This window comes from Microvirga soli, from assembly GCF_016734765.1.
GTDB lineage: Bacteria > Pseudomonadota > Alphaproteobacteria > Rhizobiales > Beijerinckiaceae > Microvirga > Microvirga soli.
In genome coordinates this window covers 1-13,378 of record NZ_JAERQE010000080.1, presented here as the reverse complement: position 1 = coordinate 13,378, position 13,378 = coordinate 1, and the positions used below count along the sequence as shown (strand labels likewise).

Sequence of the window (13,378 nt, the reverse complement as noted above, 5' to 3'; positions counted from 1 at the left end):
CGGCGTCATTCGACACTGGACTATGTCAGCCCGGTTCAGTTTGAAAGGCTAGCCGGATCGCTACAAAACCGCTCTCCACTAATCTGAAGCAAGTCCAGACATAGGCCAGATCCCGATTGTTCAGCACCATGACGACCAGACGAGGGTCGGTCCACCGACGCCAGTATTTCGCGATCGTGATGAGTTCGGCCAAGCCGTTCATCTGCATCGCACCGTCACCAACCAGCGCGATCACAGGGCGGTTGGGGTAGGCGAACTTCGCTGCAATGGCGTACGGCACTGCGCATCCCATTGTTGCAAGGGTTCCCGAGACCGAGCCCATCATTCCCCGCCGGAAGCTGAGATTTCGTGCATACCATACCGATGTGGTGCCACTGTCGGCAGTAACGATGCATTGGTCCGGCAATCGCTCTGAAAGCTCGAACGCGACCCGTTGAGGGTTGATGGGATAAGCCGCGGCCAAGGCCATGCCGCGGATCTGCTCGTGTGAGGAGACAACACTGGCTTCGATTGTCTCACGCCAGGACCGATCCTGTTTTTCGCTGAGCAACGGCAGGAGCGCTGCTAGGGTTGCGGCCGAGTCGCCAACAAGGTTGACCTCCATTGGATAGCGGAGCCCCAACATGCCGGGATCCCGATCAATCTGAACCCCTCGGGCCTGCCCCTCTTTTGGCAGGAACTCCGTGTAAGGAAAGCTTGAGCCCACCATAAGCAGAGTATCGCAACCCTGCATCAAATCCGAACTGGCCTTTGTTCCCAAAAGGCCGATTGACCCTGTGCAGAATGACAAGTCGTCAGGCACGGCAGCCTTGCCGAGAAGCGCCTTAGCAACTCCCGCACCAAGCCGCTCCGCAACAGCCACGACCTCGTCTGTAGCCCCAAGAGCACCAGCCCCAACCAGGATAGCGACCTTCTCGCCTGCGTTTAGGACCTCTGCCGCTCGGGTCAAAGCTGCTGTGTCAGGAACTACGGGCGACATCTCGATCCCAACCCCGGAATGCGTCATGGCGTGCTCACGGGCCGGCTGCTCCATAGGAGCAACCTGGAGGTCATTGGGGAGAATAATGCAGGTAACCCGACGCTCTGCCTTTGCGATGCGATAGGCGCGATCGACAAGATGCCGGACCTGGGCTGGCGCGGATGCGGTTTCGACGTAGGCGCCGGCGACGTCCTTGAAGAGGGACTGAAGGTCGAGATCCTGCTGGTAATGCGATCCGATGGCCGTGCGAGCCTGCTGACCGACGATCGCTAGAACCGGCTGATGGTCAAGCTTTGCGTCATACAAGCCGTTCAGAAGATGGATCGCACCCGGGCCGGAGGTGGCGATGCAAACACCCACCTCCCCTGTAAACTTTGCTTCGGCACACGCCATTAGGCCTGCCATTTCCTCATGTCGCACCTGAATGAAGTCGATAGCGCCCTCTGTTCTTGCAAGGGCACCAATCAAACCGCCGATCCCGTCTCCGGGATAGCCGAAAGCCCGCCGCACACCCCATTCCTGCAAGCGCTGCCAGATGAAATCTGCAACTGTATTGGCCATGACCGGCTCCTGTCAGGGATCAAACGTTAAACACCTGCTGCTCAAGCTTGGTTGCACGCACTCTCATCGAAGCTCCATCTCGGCCTCAGAATGTCGGCCGTGGGTCAGAGCAGGAGATTGGCGAAATGAAAGGGATGGCCGGCTCACTCTGATAAGCGGACGAAGATCCTTGAGGGACGCCAGGGTCTGGTTTCCTGTCGATAGGAGCGGCCAAGATTCCTTGCGGTGGGCTTCGCTTCAGGAGCACTGCAATGCAAGACGGTATCGCTCACCCTACCTGCCGAACCGCCACACCTTGGAACCGAGGTAAGCTGATCGGACCTAAGCCGCCTCTCAAGGCAAAGGAGATCTGGTCCATTCGGATCAGGCTCCAAGTTGCACACCGCATTCGCGATCTGGCTCTGTTCAACCTCGTGCTCGACAGTAAGCTACGCGCCTGTGACCTGGTCGCACTCCGGGTCGACGATGTGGCCCTCAATAGGCGGGTGCGATCCCGCGCCACTGTCATGCCAGAGGAAGACCGGCCGGCCCGTTCAGTTCGGGATCACAGAGCAGACCCGCGAGACTGTGGGACGTTGGCTCGAGAAGAAGGACCTGCATAAGGGCGAACCGCTGTTTCCAAGCCGTATTCATCGGCGAAGATCTATGACAACGCGTCATTACGCCCGCCTGCTCGGATCCTGGCTTCGTTCAATCGGGCTCGATCCCTTGGCCTACGGCACACACTCACTCCGGCGTACTAAAGCCTCCATGATCTATCGCAGAACCGGCAATCTCCGTGCCGTCCAGCTTCTGCTGGGTCACACCAAGATCGAAAGTACTGTTTGGTATCTTGGGATTGATGTCGACGATGCCCTTCTGATTGCGGAGCAGGTTGAGATCTAAACGCCTGAGGCGGCCCGCCGACGAGCCGCCTCAGAGCATATTGCCTGTTAGGGAGCAAGGTCCGGATTTGAGGCTTAAGCAGCCACAAGGCAAACGACCGGCGCGTGCCAGAAGGCGACATTTCGCGTTCGGCGGAGCCGAGCCATGAAAACACTGTACTGAGGCCAGATCGCTCTTCGATTGTAGTGGTCAGGATATCGAAGGCACTGGCGGCGCTTTAGCATCCGTTTCACTGATAAGTTCGCGGGCGGCTGCCCATTGCAGCAAGGCATCAAGCGCCGGGCATAAAGCCTGCCCCCAGTCCGTGAGGCAATACTCGACCTTCGGCGGCACCTGATGATGAACGATTCGGCGAACGATGCCGTCCTCCTCCATCTGACGGAGTTGCTGAATCAGCATCTTCTGCGAGATGGCCGGGATGGCTTTCTCCAGTTCCGAGAAATGCAGCACCCTGCCGCCAAACAGCCGGAACAGAATGACCAGCTTCCAACGCCCTTCGAGGAACTTGAGCGCTTCTTCAACACGGTCAGCGGCGGAACTGGGGGTCAGCTCTTCTTCCTTACTCATAAGTAAGTACCTTACTTTTTCGTGCGTTCTTGTCTTTCTGTCAGCATACCTCCAAGTTCGACACGCCGCTGCCGAGCTAGACAATTTTCTCGCGTCTTGGCTCCTCTCGGAGAACCTGTATGAGCAAACGACTGCCTCCCCCGCTGGCCGCCTATTACGAGGCTAAGAACCAGCACGACATCGACGCCATGCTGGCGCCCTTTGCCAAAAATGCCGTGGTCAAGGACGAAGGTCAGGAGCATCATGGCAGCTCAGCCATCCGATCCTGGATCGAGTACACAACCCGTAAGTACCGCGTCACTGTCGACGTCAAACAAATCAAACCTGCCGATGGTCGTCTGATTGTTTCAGGTCTGGTGTCCGGCGACTTTCCAGGCAGCCCTGCAATGCTGCGCTATGCCTTCACCCTTTCAGGATCGAAGATTGCACGGCTGGAGATTGCATGATGATCGCAGCATCTTCGTTCGCCATTGATCCTCACGAGTTTGCCGGCAAGCTAGCTCTGGTGACAGGAGGCACGAAAGGCATGGGCGAGGCCATCGTCCGCCGGCTTGTCGCGGGTGGTGCAACGGTCGCCACAACCGCTCGCTCGCCTCTGCCCGATGGATAGCACCCCAGCCTGTTCGTCCAGGCTGACATCGCAACGGCCGACGGCGTCGATATAGTCGTCGCCGAGGTCAACAAGCAAATGCGTGGCGTCGATCTTCTCTTGAATGTCGTCGGCGGCTCGAATGCGCCAGGCAGTGACTTTGCTGCGCTGACCGATCATGCGTGGCAGGCGGAACTTGAAAGGAACCTGTACCCTGCGGTGCGGTTCGACCGTGCGCTGCTGCCAGGCATGATCCGGCAGGGGTATGGCGTCATCATTCATGTATCGGCAATCCAGCGACGCCTTCCCTTGTTTGAGGCGACGCTGGCCTATGCTGCTGCGAAAGCCGCCCTGACAACCTACAGTAAGGGCTTATCGAAAGAGGTCGGTCCGAAAGGCGTACGGGTGAACACGATCTCGCCTGGCTTCATCGAGACGAGTGCCGCGACAGCGCTCATTCAGCGATTGGCCAAGCAACAAGAGATGGACGAGGACGGCGCCTGAGAAGGACTAATGCAATCCCTTCGATGCATTCCCATCGGCAGACCTGGCCGACCGGAAGAGGTTGCAGAGCTTACGGCCTTTCTTCTCTCGGATCGGGCGGCGTCAATCCATGGTGCCGAGTATGCAATCGATGGCGGAACAGTCCCTGTCGTCTGACCCTGGCGTTCCAAACAAGTGGAAGATGGCTGGGAGATGGGCGCTAGCGAGTGATGGTGCCCGCCACAGGGTGGCGCCAATCCCCACAATGCACGAATACACCAAACGTGAGATCAACGTCTAATAATGGGATGGACCGGCCGTGCTTACCGGCGCACCCTTCATCAGGGGCGCCAGCACAAGGATCTGAGCCATGCCTAAAGCTCCGCTTCAGCACGTTGCCACGCTTGGGATCGACATCGGCAAGACCACCTTCCACCTCATCGGCCTGGATGCCCGCGGTGCCATCGTCCTGCGCCAGAAGCTCTCGCGCGGACAGGTGGAGCAGCACCTCGCCAACATGCCCTCCTGCCTGATCGGCATGGATGATCTTCCCTCGCGTTGGTGGACACCTTTGCTAAGCTCCTGCGGGAGTTGGAAGGTGTTTGATGGCGAAGACAAGACGGGACTTTACCCCAGAGTTCAAACGAGAGGCTGTTGCACTATTGGAGAGCAGCGGTCGACCTCTCATGCAGATCGCAACGGAACTAGGGATTTCTCCCTCCATGCTGCGCAACTGGCGGGCGGTTGTGAATGGTGGTCCACCTCGATCCAGAGCTGGGAGCAGAACGCCATCGCCCAGCGCCTCTCCCATGGCCTCTCCGGCCGATCAGGCGGCGGAGATCGCGCGGCTGCGGCGTGAGCTCGATCGCACGCGCATGGAGCGCGATGTGTTAAAAAACCGTCGCGGACTGGGTCCGCCTGTGGGGTCAGAAACAGCTTGCTGGTAGTCTGATCCCGGAGGGGAGCGGCCGTTAGCTTATTGGTGGCTCATGACCCCGTTAAAAAACATGGTCCATGGACTGTTGCGCGCTTGAGAGCGGTGACGCCCCAGAGCGATCCCGATTAGGAAGTTGATCTTTGGCGCAGTCCAGCCCCTCCCATCCCAAGGAGGAGCCGATGAGACGCAAGCAAGCAGCCGGCAAAGACCGGCAGAACCTGCCGGTGGTTCATGCCCATGCGGCAGCCATTGATGTCGGGGCCACGATGCACCTGGCGGCCCTGGGATCTGACCGGACGGACGAACCCGTGCGCAGCTTTGGGACCTTTACCGCCGACCTGCACCGACTGGCGGACTGGTTCGAGGTCTATGGCGTCACCAGCGTCGTCATGGAATCGACCGGCGTTTACTGGATTCCGATCTTTGAGATCCTGCAGGATCGCGGCTTCGAAGTGCTTCTGGTCAATGCGCGGGACGCCAAGCCGGTGCCCGGACGCAAGACGGATGTGAACGATGCCCAATGGCTCCAGCGGCTCCATGCCTATGGCCTGCTGCGCGCGAGCTTCCAACCCAAGGCCGAGATTGCGGAACTGCGCGCGTATCTGCGCCAGCGTGAGCGCCTGCTCGAGTATGCCACCTCGCATATCCAGCACATGCAGAAGGCGCTGACTGAGATGAACCTGCAGCTTCATCACGTGGTGAGCGACATCACCGGCGCCACGGGCATGCGTATCATCCGCGCCATTCTGGCCGGGGAATGTGATCCGGCGGTCCTGGCGGGTCTACGGGACGTCCGGTGTCACTCCAGCCCCGAGACGATCGAGAAGGCGCTGACGGGTCACTATCGCGCCGAGCATCTATTCGCGCTCGAACAGGCACTGGCTCTCTACGACACGTATCAGCACAAGGTGGCGGCGTGCGATCAGAGGATTGAGGCCGTCCTCAAGGCACTGAGCCCCCGCCAGCCTGATCCCGGTGCCGTGCCGGCTCCTCGCCGACGCATGAGCCGCCAGCCCAATGAACCGAGCTTCGACCTTCGTGGCGCCCTCTATGCGGTTCTGGGCCAGGATCTGACCCGGATCCATGGGCTGGGACCGTCATTGGCGCTCAAGCTGATTGCGGAGTGCGGGACGGATCTGACGGCTTGGCCCAGCAGCAAACACTTCACCTCTTGGCTCTGCCTGGCGCCCGGCAATAAGATCTCCGGGGGCAAGGTGCTGTCCTCCCGAACGCGCCGGTCAGGCAGTCGCGCGGCGGCGCTCCTGCGGCTGGCGGCCGTGACGGTGGGGAAGACGGAGACGGCGCTGGGCGCCTTTTACCGGCGCCTGTCGACGCGGATCGGCAAGGCCAAAGCCGTCACGGCAACTGCCCGTAAGATTGCGGTGCTGTTCTACAACACCCTGCGCCACGGCGTGGATTACGCGGATCCGGGAGCGTCCTACTACGAGGAGCGGTATCGGAAGCGGGTGATCGATAACCTACACCGTCGCGCCAGGGCTCTCGGGTTTGTGCTGCAGGAGGTCGCTGTCGACGCTTCCACGGGCGCTGTTTCTTAGGAAGCCATCGGCCTCTTCGCGGGATTGAAAGGTCCACCAGTGCAAGGTGAGAGGAAGGCTGACTGGACCGGGGCGAATTGCAGGGCCCAACGTCATGACAGTCGCACTCGAAGCCGCGGTGCTGCCCAGTCGATGAAAGCCCGAGCCTTGGGTGCGAGCCGACCTCCGTCAGGATAGACAAGGGTGACCGGCATGGGCTCGGGAGCGAACTCCTCGAGGATCGCGAGCAGGACGCCAGAGCGCAGTTCCGGCTCGATTTGATATGACAGGAGACGGACAATCCCCACACCCGCCACCGCCGCGACCACCGCAGCTTCCGTCGAGTTCACGGCCAGGCGCGTCCGCGGCTCGGCCGTCCAAGCCGGGCTGTCGCCGCGATAGCGCCATTCGGGCGTGCGCTCGAAGCCCTGGAACGTGATGCCGTCATGCCCCGCGAGGTCACTAGGTGTACCAGGATATCCGCGTCGGGCGAGGTAGGCGGGGCTGGCGCAGGCAATACGGCGGATCGCACCGACCTTCGTCGCCCGTAAGCCGCTGTCAACCAAATGGCCAATGCGAACGGCAACATCGATGTGGTCCTCGACAAGGTTTACTTGACGGTCATTGAGCAGGAGCCGCAGGTCGATGTCAGGGTGCTCCTTCAGGAAGTCGAGGGCGATCGGTAGGACGTGCGTTCGACCGAACATCATAGGCGCGGTCACATGGAGTTCGCCCTTGAGTGTGGTGTACTCGCCCGCCGCCTCTCGCTCTGCTTCCCCGACTTGCTCCAAGATGCGTTTGGCCGCCTCAAGATAGGCGCGCCCCGCATTGGTCAGCTCGACACGTCGGCTTGTGCGCACCAGAAGCTGGGCACCCAGGTGCCGCTCCAGGTCCGCTACCTTGCGGCTTACCGTTGCGAGCGGCGCGCGCAGGCGCCGCGACGCGGCCGACAGGCTACCCTCCTCAACGACGGCGATCAGAACAGCCATGGCTTCGAAGCGGTCCATCAAGCTTTCCGAAAAATGAGAGGGAACGTATCGAAATCGCAAGATACCGCTTGAGAAAAGGAGGGTCTAGTGTCTGCTCAGTTTCGGGCATCGACACTGATTAAGATCGATCTCCCGGTTTACCCGTAGCTGGAGCTTGTCCCATGCCAGTCTCGCTCTCCCGACGCGCTTTCGCCTTTGCCCTTCCGACGGCCGGTCTCCTAGCCAGTGGACAATCCCTTCCTGTGCGAGCCGCAAGCGGTCAACCTGCCTCGTCTGTCATGCCGCTCGCGCAAATTAAGGTGGGCCGCTTTACCGTGACCGCCCTGACGGATGGGTACGCGGATATGTCCTATGGCTACTTCCCTGGCCGGACGCCCGAGCAGGTCGAAGCCGCTGCCAAGACCCAGTTCACGGCACGGTCGAGCGGTGTGCGCTTTCTGTTCAATCAATATCTCGTCGAAGACGGATCGAGCCGCATCCTGATCGATGCCGGACCCGCGGGCACGCTGGGCCAGACCGGGCGCCTCCCTCAAGCGCTCGCCGCCCGCGGGTTAAGTCCCGATCAAATCGAAGTTGTGATCGTAACTCATATGCACCAGGACCACCTTGGGGGCCTTGTCGCAGGGGGCCGGCGTGTCTTCCCGAACGCGGAGGTGTATGTAGACCGGCGCGATATCGCGCATTGGACCGATCCGGGCAAGCAGGCCGCCGCGCCCGACTATCTGCAACCCAGCTTCCGCCTCTCGGCTGACCTAGTTCGCCTCTATCCGGGGCTCCAGGCCACCCAGGGCGACTATCAGATTGCCCGCGGCGTGTCCCTTGTCGACCTTGCGGGACACACTCCAGGCCACATCGGCGTGCGGATCGAGGACGGAGAACAAAGCCTGATCATGGTCTCTGACATGCTCTTTCCGGTGGTGCACCCGGCTATGGGAACCGACGTGAACTTCCTGATGGAGGCGGATCGGCCGGCGGCACAAGCCATGCGGGCCCGTTTCTTCCCCCGGGCGGCTGAGGAGGGTGTGCTCATTGCAGCAACGCACATGCCTTTCCCTGGTCTCGGCCGGATCATGTCCGATCAGGGCCGTCTGTCTTGGCATGCCGCGGACTGGGCCTACCAGGACTGATGCCGCGATCCCCCTTTCCACGAGGTTGACCATGCTACACAAATGGCTCGAGATCGCGTCGACCCCTTCAGTGAAGGCCGCGCGCGAGCATTACGGCAGCGCGGTCCAGTATGCGCGCCTGGATGGCACGCTGGACAGGACTGGGCCGGTCCGCAACGACCGGCTCGGTCAAGCAGAGTCTGATTTCATCTCGGGGCGCGACGGGTTCTATCTCGCCTCCGTATCGGAAACCGGCTGGCCTTACGTGCAGTACCGAGGCGGTCCGGCGGGATTTCTGCGCGTCGTGGACGATCGCACCCTTGGCTTCGCGGATTTCCGCGGCAACCGACAATACGTGACGACTGGTAATGTCGCGGAGAATGACCGGGTCTCCCTCTTCCTGATGGACTATGCCCATCAGCGACGGCTCAAGATTTTCGGGCATTTGCGGATGATCGATGCGAGCGCGGATCCCGAACTGGCCGCAAGTCTCGCCGTGCCGGACTATGCAGCTCGTTCCGAGCGCGCAGCGCTGATTAGGGTTGAGGCCTTCGACTGGAACTGCCCTCAGCACATCACGCCGCGCTTTACGCACGAGGAACTGGAGCAAGCTCTTGCCACGGTGCGTGAGGAGATCGAGAGCCTGCGCGCCGAGAACCAGCGCCTGCGTCATTGGTTGAACCGAGGGGCAGGAGCGGCCGGCTAGAACCGATGCCACCGGGGGCACCACGTGTATCATCATCTGGGAGCGATAGCATCGGCGCCCACGACCGGCCCCTCCAAGAGGTCATTTTGGAGCATGACCTTGCGAATATGAGCTGGCCGCTTCGGGTCAACTTTTAAGCTTCCGGTCGCCTAACAAGTGTCGGCTCATGACCACCGAAGCGGACCAAGCGATTACGCGTCTCAGGAGTGCCAGGAACGGTCCTTCTCTCGTGGTCACCCGTTGGCGTCAACGCGGTGTCGTTTACTGGGAGGCGAGGAAGGAGCGGACCATGGCGCTCGTCGCTGTCGGGTTCTCTTCCATGATCCAATGGCCTGAATCAGGAATGATCCCTTCGGTCACGTCACTGGCGGCAAACCGCATCACGGTCGCCATCATCGGGCCAAACGATTTCTCGCCTCCGATCGCCAGCACCGGCATCCCGAGCTTGCCGTTGGCAGCAAGAAAGGCCTTGTTGTCGACGGCATCCTGGTCAAACGCAGCAAACTGGGCGAAACCTGAGTGCATGGCGCCTGGTAGGGCGTACAGCTTGGCATAGTGCTCCCGTGCGGCCTCGGAGAAGCGGCTGGGCGTGGCCGAGAACTCGTTCCAGAAGCGATCAAGGTAGATGCGCTCGCGGCCAGCGACGAGGCGCTCCATATCGGGTCCTCCAAACCGGAAATGCCACAACAGCGGGTTCTTCAGAACCTCGTCCCACGGACCAATCCCCGGCAATGGAGCATCAATCAGAACAAACCGCTTCACCCGTTCCGGGTGCTGGACGGCAAAGGCGTAGCCGACCATGTTCCCGATGTCGTGCGTGACCAGATCGGCGCGATCGATCTTGAGGGCCTCGAGAACGCCCGCCACGTCGCCGGCTTGGGTCTTCTTATCAAATCCTGTGCCCGGCTTGGAGGACAGCCCCAAGCCACGCAGATCCGGAACCACGACGGTATGATCACGGACAAGATCCTGGGCCAGGGGCGCCCACATGTCGCCGGTTTCGCCATAGCCGTGCAGCAGAACCACGGCCGGACCTGCACCGCCGACGCGGACGTGGATCGTAGCGCCGTTGGTTGCGATCTCATGCGTCCGAACGTCGGTTGGGAACTGGACCTGCGCAGCAGCGGGCAGCGCGATGACCGCGGCCCCGAGAGCAATGATTACGAACCTGAGCATTTGTCGTCTCCTGTCAACGGGAGAGCTTAGGCGCGATTGCTGTCGGCGCTTCCCCGTTCGAGGCGGAGATAGCGTTGGGGCACTTTCCGGATTAGCCTCCAAAAAGAGAAACTGGCCTCCGGAAAGTCCGAACGATGATGAAACTCGATGGGATCGCCACCTTCGTCGCCGTTGCAGAGGCCGGCTCGATCAGCGAGGCTGCGCGCCGCTTAAGCCTGTCAAAGTCCGTGGTGAGCGATCGCTTGGGCGAACTTGAGCGCAGCCTTGGCGTGAGGCTTCTCCATCGGAGCACGCGGCGCCTGAGCCTGACGGAAGATGGGATTACCTTCCGCGAAAGGGCCTCCCGCATCACCCATGAGGTCGAGGAGGCGATTGCAGAAATGGCTGAGCGCAGCGGCGCTCTCATCGGCCCCTTGCGCATCTCGGCCCCAGTCACATTCGGCCGAATGCATCTCGGGCCGGCGGTTTATCCGTTCCTCACTAAGCATCCCGGCATAGAGCTGACGCTCGATCTTGACGATCGGCGGGTTGATGTATCCGCAGAGGGCTATGATGCCGTGGTCCGACACGGTCCACTCATGGACTCACGGCTGGTAGCCTGGCGGCTGGCGCCAAGTCGGCGGGTTCTCGTCGCTTCGCCGGATTACCTGGCGCGGCATGGCAGACCCGACGCGGTAGGTGACCTCGAGAGCCATCGTGGAGTCTTCTATACCAACCGGGGCATCGACGACTGGCGGTTCCCAAGCCCAGCCGGAGCGACAATCGTACGCGCCCGGGCGGCCCTGCGCGTGAACAACGGCGACATGATGCGGGACGCCGTGCTTTCTGGGAGCGGGATCGCCTTACTGCCGACCTTTATCGTCGGTTCCGACATCGCGAGCGGCCGTCTTCAAGCGATTGATGTAGGTCTCCAATCCGCGCCGGAATTCATCTATGTCGCCCATCTGGAGGGACGACGTCCTTCGGCCAAGTTGAGGGCTTTTGCCGAGTGTTTGCGCGAAGCGTTCGGAGAGCCACCCTACTGGGAGCCTTGAAGGGTGCGTCCGTCGAAAAGCCCAATGATGTTATTCACGCACCTGAATGAGCTTTTGGTAGAACTATGACTTGGAAGGTCTGCTTGGGGTCTTGGTCGTGTCAAAACGCTTTGGCAGAAGACGGATTGCGGCTTTCCGGTCTCCACGGCCCTTCAGCATCATTGGCGAGCGCGAACTGGCTGATTGTTGATCGGATGAACCTCCGATCGCCTGGGGAGCGGTGTGTCTGGCGCTTATTAGCCCAATGAGCGGGCAAAGCCCCGCCTCTATGCTCTGAGAGCGGCCATCAGCGGCTGGATGCCCAGGATGTTCAGCACCCGGGTGAGATTGTAGGCCAGCACGTGTAAGGCCATCTCGCTAGTCACCTTCGGCAAGGTCTTCATCAGGAAGTGGGTGGCGCCCATGCGCAGCTTGATCGTGCCGAACGGATGCTCGACCACCTCCCGCCGCTGGCGCATGGCCCCTGGGTTGAGGTCAAGCCGGCGCTGGACCACCTCCAGCACATCCTCATGCTCCCAGCGCGTGATCCGCCGCTGCGGAGCTGTGGTGCAACGGCTCTTGAGCGGGCAGCCGTGGCAAGCCATGGTCCAGTAGCGCCGTAGCGTCAGCCCTCGCTCGACGTTGCTGTAGTAGTACCTGAGCTTCTCGCCCGCTGGGCAGCGGTAGACGTCCTCCTCGGGCAGGTAGACGAAGTCTTGCTTGCCAAAGCGGCCGCTGGATTTGGCACTTGAGGTCATCGGCTTGGGCAGGGTGACGGTCACTCCCGCCTGGTCGCAGACCAGGATCTCCTCGCTATCCCAGTAACCGCGATCTGCCACCGCTTCGAGCTTGTCCACCTCCAGGACCGCTTTGGCCTCCTTGCCCATGGCGGAAAGCTGGGCTCGGTCACAGCCGTCGTTGGTCACCTCGTGTGCCACGATGAGATGGTGCTCGGTCTCCACCGCCACCTGCACGTTGTAGCCCACCACCCCAGAACCGCGCCCGCTGGTCGCCATCGAGCGGGCATCCGGATCTGTCAGTGAGATCTGCTGGTCGGGCGAGGCCAGCATCTGCGCCTCCAACTCGGCCAGACGCCGCATCTCATGCTCGAGCCGGGCAATCTTCTCTTTGAGCCGGGTGGTCCTGGCGGCAAGCGCCTCTGTTCGTTCATGCCGGTCGGTTGTGTCGAGCTGCTGGAGATAGCGCCCAACGCTCTCCTCGATTTGGGCCCGGCGGCGCTCGACCTTGGCTCGTGTGAAGTTCTTATCGCGATTGTTGACGGCCTTGAGCTTGGAGCCATCGATGGCCACGCTGGTGGTGTTCAACAGCCCCAGCCTGCGGCACAGGGTGACGAACTGGGCGCAGACCTGACGGATGGCCCGGCCGCTGTCCTTGCGGAAGTTGGCGATGGTCTTGTGATCGGGAGCCAGGCGGCCGGTGAGCCACATCAGCTCGACATTGCGGCCGGCCTCGCGTTCCAAGCGCCGGCTCGACTGCACCCGGTTGAGATAGCCGTAGATGTACAGCTTGAGCAGGATGGTGGGATGGTACGACGGGCGTCCGGTGGCTTCGGGCACGACGCCGTCAAAGCCAAGTGCCCTCAGATCGAGCGCGTCGACAAACGCATCGATGACACGCACTGGGTTGTTCTCATCAACCCAGTCGTCCAGGCTTTCAGGAAACAGGGTGGTCTGGCTGCGATCCACGCCTTCAACAAAGCGTCTCATCGGATCCCCCAAACAAGGCTGAGAGATCATATCATCGTCCGCGTTTTTACACATGGGGTAATTCCGGGGCCGCGCCATAACCTGGCTCTGGGAATCAGCTCTCTAAGATCGACGAGGCCCACGCC

The 13,378-nt window shown here is 61.2% G+C and carries 10 protein-coding genes and 4 pseudogenes; 9 read left to right on the top strand and 5 right to left on the bottom strand.

Annotation, left to right across the window (positions count from 1 at the left end; genetic code table 11):
* Nucleotides 1–25 precede the first annotated feature (25 nt).
* On the bottom strand, nucleotides 26–1,540 hold the full coding sequence (locus JKL45_RS27835; protein ID WP_246499052.1) for a thiamine pyrophosphate-requiring protein: 1,515 nt from the start codon (nucleotides 1,538–1,540) through the stop codon (nucleotides 26–28).
* Nucleotides 1,541–1,791: 251 nt separating this feature from the next.
* Between JKL45_RS27835 and JKL45_RS27830 the strand changes: the two are divergent.
* A pseudogene (locus tag JKL45_RS27830) lies at nucleotides 1,792–2,425 on the top strand (tyrosine-type recombinase/integrase).
* 189 nt (nucleotides 2,426–2,614) lie between these two features.
* On the opposite strand, the gene JKL45_RS27825 reads toward JKL45_RS27830, so the two are convergent.
* On the bottom strand, nucleotides 2,615–2,974 hold the full coding sequence (locus tag JKL45_RS27825; protein ID WP_201865039.1) for a winged helix-turn-helix transcriptional regulator: 360 nt from the start codon (nucleotides 2,972–2,974) through the stop codon (nucleotides 2,615–2,617).
* 137 nt (nucleotides 2,975–3,111) lie between these two features.
* On the opposite strand from JKL45_RS27825, the gene JKL45_RS27820 reads away from it, so the two are divergent.
* The 5 genes and pseudogenes from JKL45_RS27820 to JKL45_RS27800 all read left to right on the top strand — a co-directional run bounded on the left by JKL45_RS27820 (nucleotide 3,112) and on the right by JKL45_RS27800 (nucleotide 6,557).
* Nucleotides 3,112–3,438: a nuclear transport factor 2 family protein gene (locus JKL45_RS27820; protein WP_201865038.1), complete on the top strand. Its 327-nt coding sequence runs from the start codon at nucleotides 3,112–3,114 to the stop codon at nucleotides 3,436–3,438.
* A pseudogene (locus JKL45_RS27815) lies at nucleotides 3,438–4,241 on the top strand (SDR family oxidoreductase). The gene JKL45_RS27820 and the pseudogene JKL45_RS27815 overlap by 1 nt, the downstream one beginning before the upstream one ends.
* Before the next feature lie 193 nt (nucleotides 4,242–4,434).
* Nucleotides 4,435–4,608 (top strand): annotated as a pseudogene (locus JKL45_RS27810) (IS110 family transposase); the annotation flags it as partial.
* Between the two features lie 61 nt (nucleotides 4,609–4,669).
* Nucleotides 4,670–4,960 (top strand): annotated as a pseudogene (locus JKL45_RS27805) (transposase); the annotation flags it as partial.
* A 220-nt stretch (nucleotides 4,961–5,180) separates the two neighbouring features.
* Nucleotides 5,181–6,557 (top strand): IS110 family RNA-guided transposase, encoded by a 1,377-nt coding sequence (locus JKL45_RS27800; protein WP_201865037.1) that lies wholly within the window; start codon nucleotides 5,181–5,183, stop codon nucleotides 6,555–6,557.
* A 92-nt stretch (nucleotides 6,558–6,649) separates the two neighbouring features.
* On the opposite strand, the gene JKL45_RS27795 is transcribed toward JKL45_RS27800, so the two are convergent.
* Entirely contained in the window at nucleotides 6,650–7,543 is an 894-nt protein-coding gene (locus JKL45_RS27795; protein ID WP_201865036.1) for a LysR family transcriptional regulator, read from the bottom strand.
* A 143-nt stretch (nucleotides 7,544–7,686) separates the two neighbouring features.
* Here JKL45_RS27795 and JKL45_RS27790 point away from each other — a divergent pair, with 143 nt between their 5' ends.
* Together JKL45_RS27790 and JKL45_RS27785 are read left to right on the top strand one after the other, a co-directional pair.
* Complete coding sequence (locus JKL45_RS27790; protein WP_201865035.1) at nucleotides 7,687–8,652, top strand: MBL fold metallo-hydrolase; 966 nt, start codon at nucleotides 7,687–7,689, stop codon at nucleotides 8,650–8,652.
* Between the two features lie 31 nt (nucleotides 8,653–8,683).
* Nucleotides 8,684–9,337: a pyridoxamine 5'-phosphate oxidase family protein gene (locus JKL45_RS27785; RefSeq protein WP_201865034.1), complete on the top strand. Its 654-nt coding sequence runs from the start codon at nucleotides 8,684–8,686 to the stop codon at nucleotides 9,335–9,337.
* A 261-nt stretch (nucleotides 9,338–9,598) separates the two neighbouring features.
* Here JKL45_RS27785 and JKL45_RS27780 read toward each other — a convergent pair whose 3' ends face one another.
* Nucleotides 9,599–10,513, bottom strand: a complete 915-nt coding sequence (locus JKL45_RS27780; RefSeq protein ID WP_201865033.1) for an alpha/beta fold hydrolase — start codon at nucleotides 10,511–10,513, stop codon at nucleotides 9,599–9,601.
* A 134-nt stretch (nucleotides 10,514–10,647) separates the two neighbouring features.
* Between JKL45_RS27780 and JKL45_RS27775 the strand changes: the two genes are divergently transcribed.
* Nucleotides 10,648–11,547, top strand: coding sequence for a LysR family transcriptional regulator (locus JKL45_RS27775; RefSeq protein ID WP_201865032.1), 900 nt, complete (start codon nucleotides 10,648–10,650; stop codon nucleotides 11,545–11,547).
* Nucleotides 11,548–11,813: 266 nt separating this feature from the next.
* On the opposite strand, the gene JKL45_RS27770 is transcribed toward JKL45_RS27775, so the two are convergent.
* Nucleotides 11,814–13,253 (bottom strand): IS1182 family transposase, encoded by a 1,440-nt coding sequence (locus JKL45_RS27770; RefSeq protein WP_201865031.1) that lies wholly within the window; start codon nucleotides 13,251–13,253, stop codon nucleotides 11,814–11,816.
* Between the last annotated feature and the right edge of the window lie 125 nt (nucleotides 13,254–13,378).